The 23863-nt window shown below is 53.9% G+C and carries 18 protein-coding genes; 9 read left to right on the top strand and 9 right to left on the bottom strand.

The window, feature by feature from the left end; genetic code table 11:
* The first annotated feature begins 270 nt into the window (after positions 1-270).
* Entirely contained in the window at positions 271-2265 is a 1995-nt protein-coding gene (locus PbB2_RS12915; RefSeq protein ID WP_238165014.1) for an alpha/beta hydrolase family protein, read from the top strand.
* Between the two features lie 218 nt (positions 2266-2483).
* Here PbB2_RS12915 and PbB2_RS12910 read toward each other — a convergent pair whose 3' ends face one another.
* Positions 2484-5585, bottom strand: coding sequence for a TonB-dependent receptor domain-containing protein (locus PbB2_RS12910; RefSeq protein ID WP_192576333.1), 3102 nt, complete (start codon positions 5583-5585; stop codon positions 2484-2486).
* 377 nt (positions 5586-5962) lie between these two features.
* On the opposite strand from PbB2_RS12910, the gene PbB2_RS12905 reads away from it, so the two are divergent.
* Complete coding sequence (locus PbB2_RS12905) at positions 5963-7963, top strand: alpha/beta hydrolase family protein (RefSeq protein ID WP_238165013.1); 2001 nt, start codon at positions 5963-5965, stop codon at positions 7961-7963.
* Positions 7964-8046: 83 nt separating this feature from the next.
* Here PbB2_RS12905 and PbB2_RS12900 read toward each other — a convergent pair whose 3' ends face one another.
* Positions 8047-9696: a peptide ABC transporter substrate-binding protein gene (locus PbB2_RS12900; protein ID WP_108985794.1), complete on the bottom strand. Its 1650-nt coding sequence runs from the start codon at positions 9694-9696 to the stop codon at positions 8047-8049.
* A gap of 117 nt (positions 9697-9813) precedes the next feature.
* Here PbB2_RS12900 and PbB2_RS12895 point away from each other — a divergent pair, with 117 nt between their 5' ends.
* Positions 9814-10401, top strand: a complete 588-nt coding sequence (locus PbB2_RS12895) for a hypothetical protein (RefSeq protein ID WP_108985740.1) — start codon at positions 9814-9816, stop codon at positions 10399-10401.
* 14 nt (positions 10402-10415) lie between these two features.
* Here PbB2_RS12895 and PbB2_RS12890 read toward each other — a convergent pair whose 3' ends face one another.
* Complete coding sequence (locus tag PbB2_RS12890; RefSeq protein WP_238165012.1) at positions 10416-11318, bottom strand: ABC transporter permease; 903 nt, start codon at positions 11316-11318, stop codon at positions 10416-10418.
* Positions 11315-12244 (bottom strand): ABC transporter permease, encoded by a 930-nt coding sequence (locus tag PbB2_RS16305; RefSeq protein ID WP_238165011.1) that lies wholly within the window; start codon positions 12242-12244, stop codon positions 11315-11317. The genes PbB2_RS12890 and PbB2_RS16305 overlap by 4 nt, the downstream gene beginning before the upstream one ends.
* 256 nt (positions 12245-12500) lie before the next feature.
* On the opposite strand from PbB2_RS16305, the gene PbB2_RS12880 reads away from it, so the two are divergent.
* From PbB2_RS12880 to PbB2_RS12855, 6 genes are all read left to right on the top strand, one after another.
* The gene (locus tag PbB2_RS12880; protein WP_108985737.1) at positions 12501-12941 is read left to right on the top strand and encodes a protein tyrosine phosphatase family protein; all 441 of its coding nucleotides are present in this window, start codon (positions 12501-12503) and stop codon (positions 12939-12941) included.
* 89 nt (positions 12942-13030) lie between these two features.
* On the top strand, positions 13031-14038 hold the full coding sequence (locus PbB2_RS12875) for a hypothetical protein (protein ID WP_108985736.1): 1008 nt from the start codon (positions 13031-13033) through the stop codon (positions 14036-14038).
* Positions 14038-14940 carry an MBL fold metallo-hydrolase gene (locus PbB2_RS12870; protein WP_108985793.1) on the top strand — a complete coding sequence of 301 codons (903 nt, stop codon included), beginning with the start codon at positions 14038-14040 and terminating at the stop codon, positions 14938-14940. Before PbB2_RS12875 ends, PbB2_RS12870 begins: the two co-directional genes overlap by 1 nt.
* 324 nt (positions 14941-15264) lie before the next feature.
* The gene (locus PbB2_RS12865) at positions 15265-16737 is read left to right on the top strand and encodes a sensor histidine kinase (protein WP_192576331.1); all 1473 of its coding nucleotides are present in this window, start codon (positions 15265-15267) and stop codon (positions 16735-16737) included.
* The gene (locus PbB2_RS12860) at positions 16724-17419 is read left to right on the top strand and encodes a response regulator (RefSeq protein ID WP_238165010.1); all 696 of its coding nucleotides are present in this window, start codon (positions 16724-16726) and stop codon (positions 17417-17419) included. Before PbB2_RS12865 ends, PbB2_RS12860 begins: the two co-directional genes overlap by 14 nt.
* Positions 17420-17938: 519 nt before the next feature.
* Positions 17939-18763, top strand: a complete 825-nt coding sequence (locus PbB2_RS12855) for a flagellin (protein ID WP_108985733.1) — start codon at positions 17939-17941, stop codon at positions 18761-18763.
* Positions 18764-18933: 170 nt separating this feature from the next.
* Here the strand turns inward: PbB2_RS12855 and PbB2_RS12850 are convergent, their stop codons facing one another.
* The 5 genes from PbB2_RS12850 to pdxH form a co-directional block, all read right to left on the bottom strand.
* The gene (locus PbB2_RS12850; RefSeq protein ID WP_133245805.1) at positions 18934-19410 is read right to left on the bottom strand and encodes a hypothetical protein; all 477 of its coding nucleotides are present in this window, start codon (positions 19408-19410) and stop codon (positions 18934-18936) included.
* Positions 19411-19445: 35 nt separating this feature from the next.
* Positions 19446-20273, bottom strand: coding sequence for a DUF1499 domain-containing protein (locus tag PbB2_RS12845; RefSeq protein WP_133245804.1), 828 nt, complete (start codon positions 20271-20273; stop codon positions 19446-19448).
* 100 nt (positions 20274-20373) lie between these two features.
* Positions 20374-22008 (bottom strand): long-chain-fatty-acid--CoA ligase, encoded by a 1635-nt coding sequence (locus tag PbB2_RS12840; RefSeq protein WP_108985730.1) that lies wholly within the window; start codon positions 22006-22008, stop codon positions 20374-20376.
* A 182-nt stretch (positions 22009-22190) separates the two neighbouring features.
* On the bottom strand, positions 22191-23135 hold the full coding sequence (locus PbB2_RS12835) for an SDR family NAD(P)-dependent oxidoreductase (RefSeq protein ID WP_305790471.1): 945 nt from the start codon (positions 23133-23135) through the stop codon (positions 22191-22193).
* Positions 23095-23763, bottom strand: a complete 669-nt coding sequence (pdxH, locus tag PbB2_RS12830; protein WP_108985728.1) for a pyridoxamine 5'-phosphate oxidase — start codon at positions 23761-23763, stop codon at positions 23095-23097. Before pdxH ends, PbB2_RS12835 begins: the two co-directional genes overlap by 41 nt.
* Positions 23764-23863: the final 100 nt, after the last annotated feature.

Below are 23863 nucleotides of genomic sequence, written 5' to 3'. Positions count from 1 at the left end.
GTGCTTGCAAGGACTCATCCTGTCCAAATCTGCTCATGGCATCACTTGTGAAAAATTTGTAACATGTTTGCCACACTCTTGTGCACGGCTGGTAATCGCTGCTAGGCAACTTGCTCTTCGATGGAGAGAAGCTACATGGAATGGGTTGTAAAGCGTTTCAGCGCGCTTTCGGGCGCTCATCTCCATCACCATAGTCACATGGGGTAATCACACATGGTCGCAAAACGAATTTTGCTTGCGGTTTCGACGTTTATCTGTGCTGCTGGGCTCGTGACCGCCGCCCCCGCACAGGGTTTCAAGCCTACTGGTCCGGCACTGCCAATCGATGTGATGTCGAAAGACTGGAACATTCGCAGCGCTGCTATCAGCCCAGATGGCAAGCATATTGCCGCAATTGCAGGCATCCCAGGTCAAAATCCTGTGATCCGAGTGTGGTCAACCGACGACATGAGCAAGACGCCGACTCAATTCGGGTCGCGCACGATGCGATTCACGGGCTTTCAGTTCCTGAACAATTCGAAGTTGCTGGTGTTTGCTAACCAGCCCGTTGCTGCCGGTGCATATTCAAACTGGCAGAGCAAGGCTGCAATTGCCAATCTGGACGGGTCGTCATTCCTCGACATTTCCAACGACGAGGCCGACCCACGTGGCGACGATCGCATCATTGGATTCGGGTTGTTCAACCGCCTGCCCTCGGAAGAGAATGTGGTGCTGATGGAAATCAACCGCTTTTCGGGCACTGAAATCGTGCGCTTGAACGTAAATACCGGTCGTAAAGATCGGTTTGCACGGACTGGCGACAATGAAAGCTTTGACTGGGCGGACAGCAAAGGCCAAATCAAGCTGAAGAGTGAGTTGCGCGCGGCGAATGGAGTGTACACCACGTTCGTCTATTTCCGTGAAACCAATGACAGCCCTTGGCGTGAATTGCCAGGCCTGCGGCGCACTTGGAATGAACGCTACACCTTACGGCCAGTGCATGTTTCGAAAGATAACAGCACAATCTATGTCGTCATTAATCGAGACACCAATTTTACGGTACTGGCCAAATACGACATTGCAACTGACAAGCTTAGCGCACCAATTGCCGAAAACACTGAGTTTGACATCTCATCAGCTAGCTTCGGTTCCGCGTCAGACGAAGATGCCCTGACCCAAGATCCGCTGCGCAGCTTTTGCTGGAACGGGCCCTCAACCGAATGCAATTATCTCGACCCGACTGACAAGCGCATTAGCAATCTGCTCGAGCGAGCCTTGCCAGGCACCAACATTAGTTTCACTAGCCGTAACGGCGGTGCCAATGTTCTGGTGACGGCGACCGCCCCGAACGTGCCAGATACTTATTATTTGTTGAAGAATGAGCGCCAGCTCATCAAGATCGGCTCGGTACTCGAAGGTTGGGACCGCAAAACCTTGGGCCCTGCCGAATGGCTCTACTATCCTGCCCGTGACGGGTTCCAAGTGCCTGGCATTTTGTATTTGCCGCCTGGCTACAACAAGGAGCGCGATGGGCGTTTGCCGCTTGTCGTCATGCCCCACGGCGGGCCTTGGGCACGCGACGATATGGACTTTGACATCAGCTATTGGCCGCAAATGTTTGCCACGCGCGGGTTTGCCGTTCTGATGCCGCAATATCGTGGCTCCTTGGGCTTAGGCAAAGCCGTCTGGAAGGGGGGCGACCGGCAATGGGGTGCCCTTATGCAAGATGATAAGGACGACGGCGCCAAGTGGCTGGTTGACCAAGGCATTGCGGATCCAAACCGCATGATGATGTACGGCTATTCCTATGGTGGTTTTGCAGCAGCAGCCGCGGCCGCCCGTTCCGGTGGTCGTTCAGCAGGCTTGTGGCAATGTGCCATCTCAGGTGCACCTGCTATTGACCTTGAGCGTATCTCGACTGACTGGGGTGAAAGCCGCCTGCAGCGGGTCAACCAAGGTGTAACGGTGGCTGGTTGGGACCCAATGGCTAATCTCGACCAAGTGAAAATCCCTTGGCTCGTTTTCCACGGTGATTATGACCGCCAGGCTGATACCATCCACTCACGTTCTGCGGCCGCCCGCATGCGGCAGGTCAATCCGAATGCGAACTTCCGTTATGTCGAAATCCCCAAAATGGCCCACACATTAGGGCAGATGACACCAGAGCATAGAACCCAGTTCTTGACCCTCATTCTCGATTGGATGAGCAATAATTGCGGTAACATCTCTGCCAGTTTCAAAGAACCTGGCCTGAAGACAACGGCCAGCTCACGCGCCTCGAAATAGAGGACCGCTGAGCTAGCCGGCCACAATTGGTCATCGACAAAGAATCAACAAAGACAAGCCCGGCAGGACAAACCTGCCGGGCTTTTTGTTGGCTGGAGCAAAATCCAATTAGGAGGCGCTTGCCCTTTATGCTGTTGGCGCTCCATTCAATGGGGTCAAGATCGGCACCGTATCAATTGGAACCAATTCTGCCCCCGGGAGAGAGCTGGGTCGTGAGATCAGAAGCGACGGGTGATGGAAGCAAACACCGAGCGCCCGACCAAGTCATATTGCGATACAAGCGGATACTCCCCCAATCGTGCGAAAAACACACCTGTGGAAATTGAAGGAGGTTCTTCATTGAAGATATTGCTGATCCCACCGACCAGGGTCCAGTTATCCGACCGATACTGAACGCTGACATCATGGGTAATGTAAGCCTCGGTTTTGGTCTTATAGAGCAAACGTGATGCACCTGTGTAGGCGAAGAATGTACCCGGCGCGATGGTAACTGGATTATTAACCGTGGTCTGGTTGGTCTGGCCAATTGCATCAATCGTCCATGCATAGGTCCAATCTTTGCGACGGAACTGCAACTGCGTGGTGGAATTGTAAATTGGCTCACCAATCAAGCCAGCATCATCGGTCAAAACACTTGCAGAGAATAGACCAGTCTCGCTCTTGGTTGTCCAACGATGCTGGGAATTTACTGAAAGGTTCCCGAATGAGAACTCTTTGCGATAAAGAGCCTTGAGATCAATGCCTTCAACTCGAGTTACATTCACGTTCACATAATTGTTTTGAACGGTCAGAATCTGGTTGAAACGGTTTGAAGTTGGGTTCTTGTCCCGCACGAACAGCGGGCAGAATGACGCAGCCCGACCAGTTGTGTCGGTATAGCACGAACTCACAATGTTGCCCGCGCCAAACTGGGCAACCTGATCGGTCACCTCGATTTTCCACGCGTCGACCCGCAAATTCAGGTCTATGAGCGTTGGTGTATAAATGAAGCTGAAGATATCCGAACGGGATTCCTCTTCCTTCAAATTACCCTCACCGCCACCTGTGATGATGGTGGCACTTGATCCAGTCGCAGCATAATCCTCGGGCACCAAATCTGCCCGACAACGATCACGCAGGACCTGATTGCTGCTTTGCCCCCAATTGCGACATGGATCAATCGAGGCCTGTGAGAGAAAGCCTGTCTGATCGCCGAGGAAAAGTTCAAACAGACTTGGAGCCCGGTAAGATGTCCCCGAGATGGCAACGACACGGAATTGGGGCGTCAAGCGCCAATCTAGGGTCGCCTTCCAGGTCGTGTTCGAGTCATAGCTATCGTAATCTGTGTAACGGTAGGCAGCAGTCAGCTCAAGATTTTCGATCAAGGGCTTTTTTGCGACCAATGGAGCTGCAATCTCACCATAGAATTCTTTGACAGAGTCCTTGCCCTTGGTGATTCCGGCGCTGGTTGAGAAAGCAACATTGCCGCGCCGAGAATCGATACTCGGCACATCATTGATGTCATATTTGCGGTAGTGGAAACCCAGATTGGCCTTTACCGAATCTGCTGCACCGGGGATTTCGAAAAGATCACCCGAAACGTTCGCTTCGATTACAGACTGGCGGTAAACTGTTTTGCCCAGATTTGGGCCATTGAACAAATAATCGTACTCGGCCGCGGTATACTCGCCGCGGATAATTCGAGGATCGAAGAAATTGATCGGCAAACAGGTGCCACCGGTTAAAGCTGGGGTCGGGCAGGAAGCAACGCCGCCTGTAATGGTGGTTGCCAAGGTCGCATTTAGACGGTCCTGCAGAATGGCCGTCCCTCCATACTCCCCCTTGCCTTCGCTGGTTTGACCGTAAACATCCCAGCGGCCGTTCTTGAACCAACCTGCGATGCCGTTTCCTGTTTGCCCGCGCACACCTAACAACACCTGCCATGTATCAACCGTCTGATCTGCATTAGCTGGTCGTGACAACACAGGCTGAGCTAGTACGCCAAAAGGATTGTAGACATTGGTCGCAGGAATGGTTGGGAATAATTGTGCACCCCGGATCTGCTCAGATTCCCGCTTTGCATAGAGCCCCTCTCCATAAACTTCGATGCCGCCCAAAATGTCGAGGTCAATGGCACCAGTTGCATAAACATTCGTGCGCTGAGATGGCGAGATCAGATCAGACGACGCGATGAAGGGTGAGTTGTAATCGATCTGTGCGCCAACGGGCAGGCCTGTTTGGCCAAAGCGTGGCGAGAACAGACGACGGAATCCAGGAACGGTCAACAATACCTGGGCGGAAGCGCAAGTAACCGTCACGCCGGCTGTCGTCACGCAAGCCGCCGGGTTACCGGGAACCGGAGTGACGGAAGGATTCAACCCAGTCGTACGTGCCGTTTGGGTTGGATCAACCACCCATGTTCCTTGACCGGTTAGCCCCGTTGCGCCCCCCAAAGAAACATAATTGAAGCCTCCGCCAGCCACACCGTAGCATTTGGGTTGGCCCGTTTTGGGATCGATATAATCAACGCGGACTCCCGTGTCGGCATTAAACACGTAATCGGTTTGGCAAAAGTCACGGCTACCAATCTTAAGCGCCTTTTGTTCCACGTATTGGGCAGATACCATGACGTTCCAACGATCTGCCGTTTTACCCCAAACCGTGCCGACAACAAATTGTTCCCCATCACCCTCTGTCGGGCTGCTGGCAGTCGCTGTTGCCTCAAATCCATTGACATTGGTGCGTACAATCGCGTTGACCACACCGCCAACCGCATCTGAACCATAAATTGGCGATGCCCCTTCATTGAGGATTTCATAACGGCTAATGGCAAGGCTTGGGATGGTTTGCAGGTCGACTGCGCCAACTTGTCCGCGCGTGCCGGATGGCGGCAGACGGCGGCCATTCAAAAGAAGCAATGTGCGTTGAGAGCCCAAGCTATTCAAACCCACGGTTTGAATACCCGGACCGCCCTCAACGATAAAACCAGAAAAGAAGTTGTTGATTTGGCTCGAACCAGCCGCAGCTGTAGAGCCTTGCAAGATATCTACGGCATCGATCGTACCAGATAGGACAGCATTCTCATTGGTGATAACGGTCAGAGGCGATGCCGTATTGAACGTATCACGACGGATACGTGAGCCTGTGACCACGATGGTCTCGACCCGTTGCGATGGTGCCTTCTCCGCCGAGGTCGCTGGCGTGGCTGCCGTGGTGCCAGAACCAGCAGTACCCGGCTGTGGAGATGGCTGAGCGGCTTGAGCCCAGGCCTGCGAAGTCAGAATGGCCGCTGCAGTCAATGCAGTTGCGCTAGCCAGAACGGCACGAACAGATGCTTGCATGATTTTCCCCAAATGATTTAACATCTTAAATTTTAAAACACGCACTAAGGATTTAAGATGTTGCGATGGGGGCATGTTAGAACCCGGATCAAATTGGGTTGCAAGGCTCGGTTGATGTGTTTTTGCATGGTTACCAAAATTAAAACTATTGAGTAACATGTTTGCAACAGTCTTTAGACTCTGACTGATATGGGATTTTTGTGATTTGTTGCCCCGCAAAAGCAGCATACTTTCACGAAAGTTTGCTCCGTGAAGTATCGTGATCGACTGTTGTTACAAGGGAATGTTCTCCCGCCTCAATGAACCGAGATCAGGAGTTTAGAATGCACTTCAGGCAATTTTTTCTCACGGCAGCCAGCCTCATGTGTGCCATTACGATGTCAAGCCAGACCCAGGCAGATGGGTTTAAGCCAACCGGCCCGGCACTTCCGATCAACACTATGTCGCAAGATTTTTCGATTTGGGGGGCAAGGATCAGCCCAGACGGCAAGCATATTGCCGCCATCGCTGGGCTTCCAGGACAGAACCCCGTGGTTCGGGTGTGGTCAACTGATGATATGAGCAAGCCACCCATGCAGTTCGGATCGCGAACGATGCGGTTCACCGGATTGAATTTTGTGAGTAACTCCAAACTTATTGTTTTTGCCAATCAGCCAGTTAGTGCCGGTGCCAATTCTGACTGGTATGGTCGGGCGGCCATCGCCAACCTTGATGGATCCTCTTTCCTCGACATTTCCAATGAGCAAACAACCAACACCCGCGATGATGACTTTATCATTGGTTACAATGTCTTCAATCGCCTGCCTAAGGAAGAGGATGTCATTCTCCTAGAGGTTCAGCGGGTATCAGGATCCGAGATTGTTCGCCTCAATCTCAAGACCGGTCGACAAGACCGCATTGCTCGCACAGCTGAAGACGAAGAGTTTTTGTGGTCTGATGGGGATGGCACAATCAAACTTAAGGGACAAATCAGAGTGGCAAATGGTATCTATACTTATCGATACCTATTCCGCGAAACCGCCGATGCACCATGGCAGGAACTAAAGGGCTTGACCTATTCGTTAAATGACCGCTTCTCGCTTCAGCCTGCGCACATTTCCAATGACAACAAGTCACTCTACGTCATCACCAATAAAGACACAAATTTCAGTGTATTGGCAAAGTATGACATCGCGAGCGACACATTAGGCCCTCCAATTGTCCAGAATACTGAATTTGACATCTCGTCAGCGAGTTTCGGAACAGCCAATGATGAGGACGCGTTGACCGAAGACCCCCTGCGTACATTTTGCTGGGACGGCCCCTCAACCGAGTGCCAATACTTTGACCCTGTGGACAAGCGTCTGCAAGCGCTTTTAGAGCGTGCCTTGCCTGGCACTAATATCAGATTTGGCAGCCGAAATGGCGGTGCCAATGTGTTGGTTACCGCAACAGCGCCCAATGTGCCAACCACCTATTATCTTCTGAAGAACGAGCGCCAATTGATCAAAATTGGCGCGGCGCTGGAAGGCTGGGATCGCAAGAATCTGGGCCCTGCCGAATGGTTCTATTATCCGGCCAGTGATGGCTTCCAGATACCGGCCATTCTGTATTTGCCCCCGGGCTACAATAAAGAGCGCGATGGGCGCTTGCCTCTGGTGGTCATGCCCCATGGCGGCCCGTGGGCCCGCGACGATATGGATTTTGACTTAAGTTACTGGCCCCAAATGTTTGCTACCCGAGGTTTTGCGGTTCTCTTGCCGCAATATCGCGGCTCCCGGGGGCTCGGCAAAGCCTTGTGGAAGGGCGGTGACAAGCAATGGGGTGCCCTGATGCAGGATGATAAGGATGACGGGGCCCGTTGGCTGGTCAAACAAGGTATTGTCGACCCTGATCGGATGATGATGTATGGATTTTCCTATGGCGGCTTTGCCGCAGCAGCCGCAGCGACTCGCTCTGGAGGGCGCTCGGCCGGGCTATGGCAATGCGCCATTTCCGGCGCACCTGTTATCGATTTGCCGCGTTTAGCAAATAATTGGGGTGCCAATCGACTGTCGCGCATCCTTCAAGGTGTCACTGTGACGGGCTTTGACCCCATGCAGAATCTCGACCAGGTCAAAATCCCTTGGTTGATCTTCCACGGTGATTATGACCGCCAAGCCGATACCATACATTCTCGCACTGCGGCCGCACGCATGCGCCAAGTCAACCCGAGCGCAACTTTCCGCTATGTTGAAATCCCCAAAATGGCCCATGGTGGCCTGGAATCAACACCGGAGCAGCGCACTCAATTCCTCACCCTTATCCTCGACTGGATGAGCAATAATTGCGGGAATATTTCTGCCTCGTTCAAGGAGCCGGGGTTAAAAACAACCGTGTCCAAGCGCGCGTCGAATTGACCCTTGGCCACAGCGCCAAAAAAAGCCCGGCAGAACGATCTGCCGGGCTTTCGTTTTGATAGATTTCAAACACCGATAAATTATCAGGGTTTAGCCGGTGCCGGAGCCTTTTGGGCGTCGGTGGTGCACAAATAGCGCACGCGGTGAATATCCACGGCATTATCGACCCAGCCAGTCACACGAGGACTGACCAAATTGCGGTTGGTGAGGAACCACATCGGCATAAAGCCGTGTTCTTTCAGGACGATGGCTTCGGCCTGCTTCATCATATTGGCGCGCTTAAGCGTGTCCTTCTCCAGATCGGCGGCAGCCATTAGACGATCATATTCCGCGTTGGAGTATTTGCCGTAATTGAGCTGATCGGTGCTGGTCTGAAACAGGAAGCTGAAGTTTTTGGCGTCGTTAAAATCCGAGATCCAGCCCGCATCCCCCAGCTCAAAATCACCAGTACGCAGTTTCTCATAATGGATTTGGGCTTCACCGCCGAGGATCTCAACCTGCACCCACGGGGCGATTTTAGCCCAATTTTGCTGCACCACTGGCGCGACGCGGGGATTGTCACCGGTGTTTCGGAAGCTGAACGTGAACTTCAGCGGCTTATTGGGGCCATAGCCCGCTTCTTCCAAGAGCTTGCGAGCCTGAGCATAACGGGTTTCCATGTTCTGATCTTTGAAATCGACCGTCATGGCTCCGGTTTGATAATCATTGATGCCCGGAGGCACCAAACTATAAGCAGGCTGCTGGCCGGCTTTCAGGATCTGCTTTGTGATGAAATCGCGATCGGCTGTCATCGACAAAGCAGCCCGCACGCGGACGTCCTTGAACACATCCTTGCGCATATTGAAGATGTAATAGGTCAAGCCTGTATAGCCGTGGATGCGGGCATAGCCTGGCAAATTCTTATTGATCTCTTCCAGACGTGCGCCCGAGAAATTGGTGTTGATATCCAAATCCCCTGCCCGCACCTTGCGCTCTGCGGCATTATCGTCAGCGGTTGGATAGAAGAAGGCTTGGTCGATACAGACATTGGCATTGTCGTAAAAATTGGTGTTCCGCACCAAATGGACAAAGTCATTCGGCTTCCATTGTTGCAGTTTATAAGGCCCATTGCCGACAAAGTTTTCCGGCTTGATCCAGTCCTTCCCGACCTTTTCCACCACGTGTTTGGGGATGGGGAATGAGGTGTAATGGGTCAGAAGGCCAGGAAGATAGGGCGCTGGATGCTCAAGCGTGACCTCTAAGGTACGGTCATCAATGGCACGAACTCCCAGCTGATTGGGGTCCTTGATCTCGCCATTATAGATTTTCTCGGCGTTTTTTACCACAAACAGAATGGAGGCGTATTTGGCCGGCGGCGTCGTGGTCATGATGCGCTGCCAGGCAAACACAAAATCATTGGCGGTCACAGGCTGACCATCTGACCATTTGGCATCACGCAGTTTGAAGGTCCACACCAGCCCATCCGGGCTGGTCGACCATTCAGTCGCCATGCCAGGAATAGGCAGGCCTTGGGCGTTTTCGGTCGTGAGGCCTTGCAGCATGTCGCCAATAATTCGATTTTCCCACACACCTGATGCTTGATGAGGATCCAGCGACAGAGGTTCAGCGCCATTGCCGATATGCAACGTCCGGGCACGGTCAGGGTCAGAACCGCCGCCGCCGCAAGAGACTAGACCAAAGCAAAGCACAAGAGCTGTCGTGGCAGCGGCGAGCGACCGGCGTGTGATTTTCATTTCTTTGTCTTTCCCCATCAGGTTAAGATATAACATCTAACGCGGGCGAGCCCGCCTCGGCTAGGCAATCAAGCAGTCCAGCTTCAGCCTTGTTACGATTTGTGAAGGTAACGTGACATGAACAAAATCAGCATTGGCATTTTTGCAACCGCATTTGTTGCAGTCTCGGGCCTATCACAGGCCCAATCTACTGCTGGTTCTGCCCCGTCAAGCCCTTCCCCCCTAAGCCCGATCTATGCCTGCGCGGACAAGACCGATCCAACCGAGCGGCTGGCCTGTTATGATGGTGCCGTTGCCGCCATTATGGCAAAAGAAGAAAAGTCTGAAATTGTGACCTTTGACAAGCAAAGGGTGGAAAAAGTCCGGCGGGAGGCATTTGGTTTTTCCTTACCCTCACTGCCAAAGCTCGGTCTTCCAGCTTTCGGTTCTGGCAAGAAGTCAGGAGGATCGACTGACGCGGCCACCGCCGCCAATGAAGTTGATATTGAAGAGCAAACCTTCGTGGTTACCAGTCAACGCATGGCTGGGGACCGGGTTGTGCTGACCCTTGAAAATGGTCAAGTTTGGCGACTTGTAGAGGCTGGAGAACTCAATGGCCCGCGCCGGCCACCATTCAATGTTACGATCCGGACAGCGGCCATGGGCTCCTACATTCTGACTGTGGAAGGTCGTAACAAGGGCTATCGCGTGCGCCGGGTTGAATAAGCCCCGGCGAGGTACTAGCGGTCGCGCGGGTCGATGGCATCACGCAGGCCATCGCCAATGAAGTTAAAGCAGAACAACGTGATCATCATGGTCGCAGCCGGGAAGATCAACAGCCAGGGTGCGATCTCCATTTCACGCGCGCCAATCGAAATCAGATTGCCCAGACTTGTCATTGGCTCCTGCACACCCAGCCCCAAGAAACTCAGGAAACTCTCCGTCAGAATGACAGCTGGAATGGTCAGCGTCACATAAACCACCACGGGTCCCAAGACATTGGGGACGATATGACGGGTTACAATACTGGCGCTGCCAACTCCGGCAGCCTCGGCCGCCTCAACAAACTCTTTCTTGCGCAGCGAAATAGTCTGTCCCCGCACAATCCGCGCCATGGTCAACCATTCAACCGCTCCAATAGCGACAAAGATCAGGATGAGATCGCGACCAAACACCACCATCAAAATGATGACGAAGAAAATGAAAGGCAGCGCGTACAGAACGTCGACGATGCGCATCATGATCTGGTCGACTTGCCCACCGATATAGCCCGCGGTCGCCCCCCAAATCACCCCAATCAGCAAGGATACGCCGGTTGCAACCAAACCGACTGCCAGCGACATCCGCAAGCCATAAAGTAGGCGAACAAACAGGTCTCGGCCCTGCGGATCAGTGCCAAATATATGCAAATTCTCCAAAGTTGGCCCAATCAGCACCCGATCATTATAGATGGTCTCATAATCATGGGGCCAGAAAAACGGACCAAAAATTGCCAGCAAGGTCAACGTGGCCAGCACGATCATGCTGCCGACTGCGGCCTTGTTGCGGAACAGCCGCCGGCGCGCATCCTCCCATAATGAGCGGCCCTGAACAGCCGCTTCGAGAAGTTGGGCCTTTTCGTGTTGAGGGGTCAGCAAGGTCACTCGTATTTGACTTTCGGATCGAGCAGGCCATAGGCGAGGTCGGCCAGCAGATTGAGAAGAATGATCAGGCAGGCATAAAGAATGACCACTGCCATCACCACCGGATAGTCGCGCTGAAGCGCGCTGTTGACGAAATTCTTGCCAATGCCGGGCAATTGAAACACGGTTTCGACAACCACCGAGCCGGTGATCAAACCCGCGCATGCTGGTCCCAAATAGGAAACCAGCGGCAGAAGAGCTGCGCGCAACGCGTGCTTGGACAAAACTTGACTTTCAGGCAACCCTTTGGCCCGGGCCGTGCGAATGAAATTGGACCGCAAAACTTCGACCGCGCTCGAGCGCACAAGGCGGGAAATAATCGCAATCTGCGCCAGTGAAAGTGTAACCACCGGCAAGACAAGCGTTTCAAAGGTCATGCGCCCCAGATCGAGGCCAGCGGTTGGCAACCAGCCCAAATAGACACCGAATACAAGTGACAAAATCGGCCCTACAACCAGCGACGGGATGCAAATACCTGCCATGGCAATCGCCATGATCGAATAATCAGGGGCGGAGTTCTGCTTGAGTGCAGCAAACAGCCCCATAGGCACACCGACACAAATCGCCAGCAACAGCGCGCACAGACCAATTGTCATCGAAACCGGGAAGCCAGAGCCGATGATCTCGCTGACGGTCTGGTCCTTGTAAATGAGCGATGGGCCTAAATCAAAACTCGCCAACCCCTTGAGATAGTCGAGGAATTGCACATAGAGCGGCTTGTCAAAGCCGTAATAGGCCAAGAGCTGCGCACGAATCTCTGGCGAGACGGCTCGCTCGGTATCAAACGGGCTGCCCGGTGCCAAGCGCATCATGAAGAAAGCCACCGCTATGATGACAAACATGGTTGGGATGGCCACCATGATCCGTCGCATCGAATAGGCCAGCATTACGTGACAGGTCCTTTTGTCTTGACATGGACTGGCCAGTAGGTTGGGCCTGCCCTGTCGGCAACCAATTGATGATGGTTGATGGAATGTCAACGGAGGATGCCAGCACCGACGATGACAAGAGATTGATTGCAAAGCTCTGTCGGATTTGCCGATTTCGGGCAGAAATCATGCAGATGGCGGCCGTCAGGCTGGACCCCCACATGGGTATCCGTTAGGCTCGAGGCCGTCCTTTTAGCCCGGAGACTTTTGGCCCATGAGCGCTTTTCGCACCATCACGCCCACCTTTTCAGCCGCACCGCAGATCAGTGAAGAAGACGTGACCGAAGCAGCACGCCAAGGCTTTGTGGCAATCATTTGTAACCGTCCAGACCAGGAAGAACCAGGTCAATTGCCCGTTGCTGCCATTGCATCGGCATGTGAGAAACTGGGTCTACAATTCACTCACATCCCCATCGCAGGTGGCATCCCAGAAGCCGCTGTTGGGGCGATGGCAGCAGCTTTGGCCTCTAGCAAGGGTCCGGTGTTGGCCTATTGTCGGAGCGGCACACGATCAACCAATTTGTGGGCTTTGGCGCAAGCAAGCCAAGGCGCAGAACCTGCTCACCTTATCGAAGCCGCCCGTCATGGCGGCTATGATTTGTCGGGGCTTGCCCCCTTGCTGCAGCAGTTGTCCGCTAAAGCGGCAGGCCACTAACTGCAGCGCAGACACATATCGCTGTAACAATCTGGCACCTGAGGACGTAGCCTTACCTTGAACACCTCACCCAGAAGCCGGATTGTTACGTGACCGACGCCGAATCGCCTGAAGCTCACGCTCACCCCCTAAAGGACCAGTCGTCCCCTGCTAAAGGCCAAACCCGCGTGACCTCGATATTGAGCGATTTTGACTGGAGCTGGCGCGGGGTCACTGTGCGCAAGACCGGGGCGCGTGTCCCCTTCGATGCCGCCCATCTGAGCGAAGTCTTCCATTGGTGTGTTTATTTTCTCGCTGTGATCTTCAGCCCGCGCTTGCGTGGCGGTCCGGTTGTGGGCTTTGCCCCTGATCCGGCCAGACCGTGGTATTTGATTTGGCCAAGCCTTTTTCTGGCAGGTGGACGTCCGGCCCGCGCGGGCGAAACGCCTGACATCTGGATGCATTTTGAAGATCAAACGCGCAGCCGGCCTGTCCGATTGCCCGAGGATGATAAACCACGCTGGAACTTCGCCGCTCACGATTTGAGTAAGTCGACGGTTGCAGCCGCATTTGAAGCCGCTTTCGGCTACAGCCTTTCTCTCAACCCGCTAACAGACAGCGGCGAGGCTGTTGAAAAGGGTGAGGCCAATGGCATCCACGATGGTCGCATCGTTACCCTGCCCTGCCCGCCCCAAGCCGATAAAGTCTATCAGCGCCTAATCGATAATCGTGGCGATGATGGCTTGATGGAAGATTTGCGCACCCCCACGATTGGCGGTGTTCCCGTCGTGGTTTTCATCAAGCGTCGTCCAGAGGCCGTTCGGTTTTCCAATGACAATTCCGATTGTTGGCTAAGGCCAGTCGAGGACGTGTTTTCCTCAGACGAAATCGACGCAATCGGGCGTTTTTGCTCAATTTTGAAGCTCGATTGGGGTGGTTTGGACATCTTGCGCGACCGGGCGAGCGGATTGATCTATATCGTCGATGCGAATCGAACTGACATGGGTCCACCGATCGCCTTGCCGCTACCTGACAAACTGAAAGCAACCTATGCGCTTGCATCGGCGCTGAACAAGACACTTAACAAAACTCGGCCTCAGGCTGTTGGAGAGATATGATGCCGGTGGCGATTCCTTACGTTCGCGAGATCCAGTTTGAATATGGCAAAGTGGAACAGGTCAGTCCGCTGATCCGGCGGGTGATTGCCAATAACCCTGGCCCCTTCACCTACACGGGCACAGGGGTATACATCATTGGCCATGGCGATGTGTGTGTGATCGACCCAGGTCCCGATCTGGTGGAACATTTTGAGGCACTAAAACAGATTTTGGCTGGTGAAACCGTCAGCCATGTTCTCGTGACCCATTCTCACATGGATCATAGTCCGCTGGCCCATCCATTAGCGCGATGGGCAGGATGCTCGGTTCTGGCGTCCGGTGAAGCCCCCCTTCCCACCGAGTCCGAGGTCCGACTTGAAGCCGGTGATGACACCCAATTCCGGCCCGATTCAGCGCTCCATGACGGGACATTGATCCAAGGCGATGGATGGACGCTGGAAGCCATCGCCACACCGGGCCATACGTCGGGCCACATGTGCTATGCACTTTTGGAAGAAAACTGTCTGTTTTCAGGCGACCACATTATGGGTTGGTCAACAACAGTCATCAGTCCACCTGATGGCGACATGGACGCCTACCTGACAAGTCTCGACAAGATCGCAGCACGCAATTTTGCAACGATCTGGCCGACCCACGGTCCGCCTATTCGTGAACCAGGGCCTTTCGTTGCAGCCTATCGCGATCATCGTCTAGACCGAGAAGCCCAAATTCTTGCCTGCCTCGAACAGGGCCGAGCAACAATTAAAGAAATGGTGCCGATTATGTATGCGGCGGTCGACCAGCGTTTGTGGCCCGCTGCTTGCCATTCGGTCATGGCACATATGACCCGACTTGTTCGCCATGGACATGTCGCGTGTGATGGCGCGCCCAGTATCGACGCGCATTATTGGCGTACAAACTAAAGTTCCCACAAATCCGCCCACACTTCCTTTAATGCAATCGCATGTTTGCTCAAAAGGTTGCAGCAAGCCTTGGTGTGTGTGAAAATTGAAGGAACGCTCTCGATTACCAACCTTTGATCAATTTTTCAAAAGATCAGACAAATATTGCTGCGCACAACATTCTACTCACAGAGATATAATGCGTTTATAATCTTGATTTTCCTTGACGCTGAGGCATTCACCTTGCCAATCAATAGGCCAAGTCAAGTGGCCTAACCTTTGGCAGCCAAGACGCCCAATAATCCGTAGCGTGGTTCAAACGGGCGTTTGTTTCAGGGTATGTGCGTGCAATTGTTTCAAACAAATGGCAACAGGCTTGTCGACGCGCTGAAGGGCATAAGCCTCAGCGTCGGCCTACCAATCATTTCGGCGCTTGTCTCAACTGTCCTGATTGAACGCGATGTTATCGAAGATGCGGCCCCATTGTTTTTAGTTGGGGTGATTTTGGCAGCGACCCAAGCCGGAAGGCGAATGGCGCTCGTTGCCGCGCTCGTTTCCTTTGCATTGTTCAATTTCCTTTTGGTCGAGCCACGGTTCACATTCCAATTGGCGTCGCCAGATGATTTTTTGGTACTACTGATCTTCCTTTCTGTTGCGTTGGCTATTGCGCATTTTGCTGGGCAAGCCCGTGATCGCGGCCAAGCGGCCTTGGAACGAGCCAAACAGCTTGAAGCCCTTTTTGATGCGGCCTGTCGGGCTCTGATTTCTAAAGATACCCATCTGGTTGCCGTGATTGCCCAGGAAGCCGCAGAGGCGATTTGCCCCTTGGGCTGGCAAATCAGTGCCGAGCATCCACGCTTAACTGACGACGCCACACCTATAGCTGCCGGATCGCAGGGTCGCGGCAGGCAGCCCAAGAGCAGCCATCAGGCGCGTGTCATCGAACTCTGCGGCCCAGAGAACAGCCTTTTCATCTATCCAACTAAAGCAGGTGAGATATCGGCAGGTACCGACCAGTCATTTGCGATGCTCGCCAAGTTAGCCGAAGGTGCGCTGACCCGAATATGCCTGCAACAAGAGCTTGAGGATACAAAAGTTGCCGCGGCTGCTGAATCCTTGCGCGCCATCATCATTAACTCGGTGGCGCATGATTTTCGGACGCCTCTTTCGTCAATTATCGCTTCTGCGGCGACGCTTGAAGATCATCATCACGCCATTTCTGAAGCCGAAAAGGTCAATTTGGCGCGCTCAATTCGCATCGGTGCTGAGCGTCTCAGCCGCTTTGTTTCAAAACTATTGACGGCAGCCCAACTCGATAGCGGCGCGATCAAAGCACACCTGCAAGTCGTTGACGTGCGGGACGTGATGGGGGGCCTGCTTGAAGCGTTCAGCATGCACAAGCATCGCAGCAGTGTGATCTGGGATGGAAGCTTCGCTGATGTTGAGATTCAATGCGACCCTGTTTTGCTTGATCAGGCCTTGCATAATATCGTTGAGAATTGCCTCGATTTCTCCCCGCCGGGCAGCCCAGTCAGGGTCACCATTCAAGTTGGTCCGTTCTTTGACATCCTGATCTGCGACGAAGGCATTGGCATAGCCCCGCCCTATCGCGAGGAGATCTTCAAGCGTTGGGCGCGCGGACCCCAATCATCCAAGTCACGCAGTGGATTGGGACTTGGCCTAGCTATTGCGAACGGCTTCATCCACGCACTTGGTGGGACTATCACGGTGATTGATAAGCCTGATGGTGAACGTGGAGCATGCTTCCGCGTACGTTTCCCAATGTCAGTTGTGGAGGGACATCGTGCAGCAGTCTGAACGTATCTTGATCGTCGATGATGAGATCGAAATCACGCGGACCCTCGAACCCGCGCTGCGCGCCATTGGGTGCCGAGTGCGCCACCGTGAATCTGGACTCGAAGCGCTTAAACTGATCGCGAATGAGCCGATGGATTGCATTCTTCTGGATTTAGGACTGCCAGATATAGACGGGATTGATGTTGTCCGGCGCATTCGCGAATGGTCGGTTGTACCAATCCTGGTGGTCACTGCGCGCGAAGGCATTGAAGCAAAAATCGAGGCGCTCGATGCTGGCGCAGATGATTATGTCAACAAACCCTATGATCTGCGCGAACTCTTGGCCCGCTTGCGCGTGGCGCTTAGGCATAATGCCCGCCGTGCCGCCGGAGGGGGCGGGGTTGCAACTTTTGACGACCTTGTCATCGATTTCACCCAGCGCAGTGTGACCTTGCGGGGTCAACTCGTCCAACTGACACATCGAGAGTACCAATTACTCAAGCTGATGGCGACCCATGCTGGCCAGATTGTGACCCATAAGCATATTCTTGAGGGTGTTTGGGGCGGGAGCCAAAAGTCTGATGCTCAGGCTGTACGGGTGCTGATGGGACATTTGCGACAAAAAATCGAACAGGATCCCGTGCGCCCCAAGCTGCTATTGACTGAAACCGGGCTGGGCTATCGCATGCAGGCCGCCAAATAGCCCAACCCGCTCTGCCCGCGCATGATTGTCCTGCCTTGGGCTATGCGCCATGAATTGTTCGTCATGCAGACAACACGGTCAAAGCACCGGCTTCCATCAAATGGGCCCAATCACCCCGTTATGTGAAACTTTACACATCGCATGGCCGCTCACGGGCTCCGACGCGCCCCATTCATCATTACCAGAAATAGCTTTGTCACTTAATATATATTTTGACATATCTGTGAATAAAGTTTCTTCGTATTAAATATTTTCACAAAATATGCAACTGACGGCACCGACATAAAGAATTTATAAAATCAATATAGCCAACAGATAACGCCATTATCACTTTTATATTATAATTATAGTGTCTTACCGACAAAAACTACCGAATTTTGTGAAAATAACTCTCAGTTACCTAAATTTTTATCTAGATTGGAAACCAAGAAAAATCCTTCGCCTTGCTAAACTGCGTGCGGGTCTGAAGGACCTTCATGCCAGCACGGCATGACATGAGTCATGTAAGGGAGATCAAGAATGATCAGCGTAAACACCAATTCTGGCTCAATGATTGCGCTGCAAACATTGAACCGGACCAACAATCAACTTGAAAGGACCCAAAACACAATTGCCACGGGTCTGAAAGTGGCTTCGGCCAAAGACAATGGGGCCTTGTTTGCGATTGCCAACAAAATGCGGTCGGACGTTACAGCCTATGATCGCGTAAGGGAGTCAATCGACCGAGCTTCGTCAATTCTCGATACCGGCATCGCTGCAGGTGAGAGCATCATGGAATTGCTCAATGAAATGAAGGGCAAGGCCCTTGCTGCAACCCAGCCTGGTAACTCAACCGCTGCATCCGCAGCATTGAACGCCGACTTCATCCAATTACGCGACCAGGTGACCAATATCATCGCCAATGCCGTGTTTGATGGTGCCAATATGATCTCCGGCACGCCCAATAATGCGGTTGCACTTGGCGATGCCAATGGTGGCAATAACATCACGGTAAATGGGATCAGTTTAGCTTTGGGTTCAACAACCATTCCCGTGACGGCTACTCAGACCGTGGACACCACCGCCAACGCAGCGACTGCGCTCACCAACGTCAACAACGCGATTGATCGATTGGGGACCCAATTGGCGACATGGGGTGCAGGAGCCAAGCGCTTTGAAGTTCACCGCAATTTCGTTGGTAAGCTTCAAGATGCCTTGAGCAACGGCATCGGGGCGATTGCTGATGCCGATCTCGCCAAGGAAAGCGCCAAGCTGCAAGCTCTGCAAGTCAAGCAGCAATTGGGCATTCAAGCTCTGTCAATCGCCAACGGTTCATCGCAGACAGCCCTGTCCCTGTTCCGTTAGGGATTCCGCGAGGGCTAATGCAATGCCTCGGTGATTGAACATCGAGACGGGGCCCTGGAAACAGGGCCCCTTTTCTATTTGGCCTGTGTCGATTGTCTGATTGAGAGCATGTTGCCCGTGGACAGTCTTATGCAGAACCCCAAGTGCCGGGAATCAGAAGCGCCCTATGCCTAAAACTGGGGCACCGATCGCCGTTCGCCATTGGGATGAACGATCACCAAAGTCTGGCGATCATATTCTAAATCCCCTTGAAGGGCGCGGAGCTGATCTTCGCTGCCGGCCAGAACATTGGTGTAGCGCCACTTTTCGCCATCATGGAAAACCACGAAGCCGCACACACTGGTCTGACATTCCGGTTTCTTGACCAAGTCGCCATAACCAGCCGTCAATGACGGCCGCCGCTCATCAAATTTATTGGTTCTCACCCGAAAGCCCCAGACCACCACAACATCAACCATGCGATTATCAACGATATTCGCCTCGCCCACGGCGCCATTGCTTGTTGTTGTCGTGTTGGCGCTGGTGGTTGTTGCTGTTGAATTGGCAGTCGCCTTATTGGCCACACTCGCGGCCATTAACGGCGTCGCCGCCAGAGTTCCTGCCAAAATTGCGCAGCCAGAGAGGGCCAGGAGAGGGTTTCGGATCATGAACTTGTGTTCTCACCAAGTTTCGACGATGTCAATTACCGTGCTGTAACCGCCTTTTTCAATGCTGACAACAGGTCTTCAATGCGTGCAGCATTAGCACCGAGATCAGAAATGCCTACACGACTGACTGATCGCATATCGATAGCAGAACCTTGACCGTCGGCTGCCACCATCAACACCACATCATCTTTGAAGCCAAACCAAAGGCTTTCGACTTCAGCCTCAAGTCGTCCAGATGCCGGATCGCTGGTGACGATGGTCCAGCCCTTCTCCGTCATGGCCTTTTCTGCCTCCGCAAAGGCCTCCTTTGGCGGCAAAGTGGGTAGTTTCAGCGTCTGAACGCCCGGATAGGCGTCGGCCTGAATTTGCTCGAGGCTGCGCCCTGTCCAAGGCCCCAAGCGCTTTTTGTCGAACGGCACAGTGGCTTTTTGAGGTGATACAATCGGGTTGGCGCTAGGCCCGCGAGCCGCCATGACCTTCGCCGAAAACGTCAATGGGTTGGCTGGATTGGTCGAAATGTCATGAATGGGCGGCACCGTGCGGGCTTTGCCGATGGTCGACAGGGCTATACCGGCAGCCCCCACAGCGACAATCCACATGAAGCCGAGCGCGGCATAACCAGAGCGCGGTTTGATAAAGATGACCAACAGGCTGGCAATAAAGGTAACCAGGATTAAGACCCCGATCAGGGGTACGCCAATCCCGCCAATCATTCGCACCAGACCAATCGTCCATGGCCAGAGGCCGAACTTGGTGCCCAAGGCGGCAACCACAACCCAGATGGGAAGGAAAATGGCCAGAGCCACCCCAATTACCAGCACAATATTACGTGTCTTGACCCCGCGAGATTGTGCTTCTGCCATAATCGCCACTCCCCTGTTGCAGGACTAGACTAGAGTGGGGCGAAGATCAGGACAAGGCGGGGCGGACCACGACTGTGCAGCCGAGCCCGCCCCCACCAATTCAGGATGCTTTCGCGGTTGGTAATTCATAATTGGCGAAGGTTTCCCGCAGCGCCAGTTTGTTGATCTTGCCAGTTGCACCCAGCGGGATCGCTTCGACGAATTGCACATCGTCTGGCATCCACCATTTGGCGATCTTGCCATCAAGATAGCCCAAAATGTCTTCCTTGCTTGGCGAAGCGCCTTTTGCAGGTTCGATGATGAGGAGCGGCCGCTCATCCCATTTGGGGTGATATTTGCCAATGACCGCTGCCACAGCCACGCCGGGTGCGCCGACCGCGACATTTTCCACATCGATGGAGCTGATCCATTCCCCGCCGGATTTGATCACATCCTTGGCGCGGTCGGTGATTTGCATGAAGCCCGCTGCATCAATAGTGGCCACATCGCCGGTGTCAAAGAAGCCATCCTTGTCGAGGATATTGCCACCCTCGCCCTTGAAATAGCCGGCTGCAATTGCAGCCCCGCGGACCACCAAATTGCCAAAGGTTTCCCCATCGCGGGGCGCTTCAACGCCATCGCGCAGGATTTTGATTTCCACCCCGAATGGCGGACGCCCCTGCTTGAGTTTGGTCTTGATCTTTTCATCATGGGTCATGGTGTCGGCATCGGGGCCGAGTGAACCCAAAGTCCCCAGAGGTGAGGTTTCGGTCATGCCCCAGGCATGGAGCACTTCGACACCGTACTTTTCCTCAAACAGGCGCATGATGCGCTCTGGCACTGCAGACCCACCAATGGCCACCTTTTTCAAGGTCGACAATTTGGAATTGGTGGCTTCCAAATGTTGCAGCAACATCATCCACACGGTCGGCACCGCTGCCGAGAAGGTGACATGTTCGGTTTCCAGCAATTCATAAATCGACGCCCCATCCATCTTGGCGCCTGGCATCACCATTTTCGCACCCGCAGCAGGGGCAGAGAGCGCAACGCCCCACGCATTGGCGTGGAACATCGGCACGACGGGCAAGATCACGTCTCGGGCACCCAGGCCCATCACGTCCTTCTGCATGGTTAAAAGCGTGTGCAACACATTGGAGCGGTGCGAATAGAGGACGCCCTTTGGATTGCCCGTCGTACCCGAAGTATAGCAGAGGCCGGCAGCGGTATTTTCGTCAAACCCGCCCCATGTCACATCCGTGCCGTGGCTGTCGATCCAGCTCTCATAATCGATCGCCCCTTTGAGGCTACAGGCTGGCATATGATCCTTATCGGTCATCACGACATAGCGCTGCACCGGATTGAGCTTGTCCTTCAAGGCTTCAAGGATCGGTAGGAAGGTGAGGTCGGTGAAAATGATCTTATCTTCGGCATGATTGACGATATAGACCAATTGCTCGGGGAACAGGCGTGGATTGAGGGTGTGCAGCACAATACCCAGCCCCATGGCACCGTACCAAATTTCCATATGCCGGCCAGAGTTCCAGGCCAGAGTGGCAACTCGGTCGCCCAGTTTGATGCCCTCTGCCAACAGCGCATTAGAGACCTTTTTGGCGCGGGTATGGATGTCGGCATAGGTGGTGCGTACGATCGGGCCTTCAACCGACCGGGTCACGACTTCACGACGACCGTGATTGATGGCGGCATGATCCATGATCTTGTCAACGGTCAGCGGCCAGTTCTGCATCAGTCCGAGCATGTTGTTCTCCCAATTTTTGCTGCGCCAAAACCCGCCAGAACAGCAGGATCAGCCGATTTGCGCCCTTCCTAAGCACTCAAGCGCCCACGTCAACAGGCCACAGCGCAGCGGGCCATCACAAGGATGTTGACGGATCATTCACAGGATAAAGCGAGGGCGCAAAACCATCCGGTAACGGAGGTTTAGGCCTCGGGCAAAAGCGCGAGGGACTTGCCGACAAAGCGGTCGATAACACGCGGTGGCAAAAGACGCGCCAACCACCAATTGACCAGCTTGTTGGGCACGGGCGCATAACGTGTCTTGGGACTTGAGGTGGTGAGAGCCTCTTCAACCACATCGGCAATGACCCCGACCTCAAGGCCTTCCTGATCCATTGCCGCCAGGGATTGGGTCAACTTCTCCAGAGGTTTGCCCCAGATGGTATCGCCATAGCGATTGGCCCCAACGGCCGCCCCCTTCTCCCAGATCGGGGTCTTCACTGCCCCTGGGCCCACGACGATGACGTCAATCCCAACAAGAAGCAATTCACGGCGCAAACTGTCAGAAAAGCCCTCTACAGCATGCTTGGCGGCCACATAGGCCGCCGTGAAGGGATAGCCGAACTTACCTGAAACGGACGTTATATTGAGAATACGGCCTTTGGGCCCTGAACGCGCCGGATCTGCCCCCAGGAGCGGTGCAAAGGCGCGGCAACAACGCACAACGCCCATGAAATTCACATCCATCACTTGTGCAATCTCGGCCATAGGCTGGATCAGGGCAGGCCCCGGTAAAGCAATCCCCGCATTATTGACCAAACCGGCCAAAGTCCGCCCTTGCAAAGCCTTTCCGACTTCCTCAGCGGCAGCAAGAATGGCGGCCTCGTCAGCCACATCGAACAAGACTGCCCGTCCATTGGCACCAAAAGCAGCATTAAGGGTGTCTGCATCGGCCTGCTTGCGCACCGACGCGAAGACAAAATGGCCTTGCGCCACCAGTCGGTCAGCAATTGCCCGCCCAATACCGGTCGAAGCCCCGGTCACAACAAAAGCCTTCTGATCCTGACGCATATTCTGACTTCCCTTAAGACTGACGAATTGCTCTGTCTTACGGATAAAGCCGCGTTGTGGACCATGGAGTGGCGGCATCGGCCCGGTGGAACTCCAGTCGATCATGCAAGCGAAATGCACGATCCCGCCAGAATTCGATCCGCGTCGGCGTGAGCCGGAAGCCACTCCAGAAAGCGGGCCGAGGTACCTCCCCGATTCCGAATTTCAACGCATGAGCTGCGACACTTTTTTCCAGAGCGAAGCGATCTTCCAAGGGCCGGGACTGGGCGCTCGCCCATGCCCCGATACGACTGTCGCGCGCACGCGAGGCAAAATAGGCATCTGCTTCTGCCGCACTCACGGCATTGATTTGTCCGCGTACCCGCACCTGACGCCGGAGGCTTTTCCAATGGAAACAGAGGGCAGCTTGAGGATTTTCAGCAAGCTGTCGCCCCTTATAGCTTTCAAGATTTGTATAAAAAACAAATCCTTGCTCATCGAAATCCTTCAAGAGCACCATCCGCACATCCGGCAGGCCGTCGGCATCGGCCGTTGCCAGCGCCATGGCGTTGGGATCGTTGATTTCTTTCTCGCGAGCTTCAGCAAGCCACGTACCAAATAGAGCAAAAGGATCGGCATGATCCTGCAACTCAGGTACCGAATCTGGAGCGGTGGCCTTGTAGTCGGCATCCGATGGCGAGGGCGGGATCAAGGTGTTGGCGGTCATGTCGGCAATGTAGTGTGCGGACTTGCTTTCGCCAACTCATCAGCACCACCGACCTTGGACCAGGTGCGGCTATCACGGTGCTGACTTCAGGTCCCTGACC

It is taken from the genome of Candidatus Phycosocius bacilliformis (assembly GCF_003112735.1).
In the GTDB taxonomy this organism is placed as follows: Bacteria; Pseudomonadota; Alphaproteobacteria; order Caulobacterales; family Aquidulcibacteraceae; genus Aquidulcibacter; species Aquidulcibacter bacilliformis.
This window is presented reverse-complemented; position numbering and strand designations above follow the sequence as displayed.

Bases quoted from the DNA above. Each gene is read 5' to 3' on its own strand.
- PbB2_RS12895 (WP_108985740.1), top strand. From the start codon at position 9,814: ATGAACAAAATCAGCATTGGCATTTTTGCAACCGCATTTGTTGCAGTC.
- PbB2_RS12855 (WP_108985733.1), top strand. From the start codon at position 17,939: ATGATCAGCGTAAACACCAATTCTGGCTCAATGATTGCGCTGCAAACA.
- PbB2_RS16305 (WP_238165011.1), bottom strand. From the start codon at position 12,244: ATGCTGGCCTATTCGATGCGACGGATCATGGTGGCCATCCCAACCATG.
- PbB2_RS12905 (WP_238165013.1), top strand. From the start codon at position 5,963: ATGTCAAGCCAGACCCAGGCAGATGGGTTTAAGCCAACCGGCCCGGCA.
- PbB2_RS12870 (WP_108985793.1), top strand. From the start codon at position 14,038: ATGCCGGTGGCGATTCCTTACGTTCGCGAGATCCAGTTTGAATATGGC.
- pdxH (WP_108985728.1), bottom strand. From the start codon at position 23,763: ATGACCGCCAACACCTTGATCCCGCCCTCGCCATCGGATGCCGACTAC.
- PbB2_RS12835 (WP_305790471.1), bottom strand. From the start codon at position 23,135: ATGCCGCCACTCCATGGTCCACAACGCGGCTTTATCCGTAAGACAGAG.
- PbB2_RS12880 (WP_108985737.1), top strand. From the start codon at position 12,501: ATGAGCGCTTTTCGCACCATCACGCCCACCTTTTCAGCCGCACCGCAG.
- PbB2_RS12850 (WP_133245805.1), bottom strand. From the start codon at position 19,410: ATGATCCGAAACCCTCTCCTGGCCCTCTCTGGCTGCGCAATTTTGGCA.
- PbB2_RS12910 (WP_192576333.1), bottom strand. From the start codon at position 5,585: ATGCAAGCATCTGTTCGTGCCGTTCTGGCTAGCGCAACTGCATTGACT.
- PbB2_RS12900 (WP_108985794.1), bottom strand. From the start codon at position 9,696: ATGAAAATCACACGCCGGTCGCTCGCCGCTGCCACGACAGCTCTTGTG.
- PbB2_RS12840 (WP_108985730.1), bottom strand. From the start codon at position 22,008: ATGCTCGGACTGATGCAGAACTGGCCGCTGACCGTTGACAAGATCATG.
- PbB2_RS12845 (WP_133245804.1), bottom strand. From the start codon at position 20,273: ATGGCAGAAGCACAATCTCGCGGGGTCAAGACACGTAATATTGTGCTG.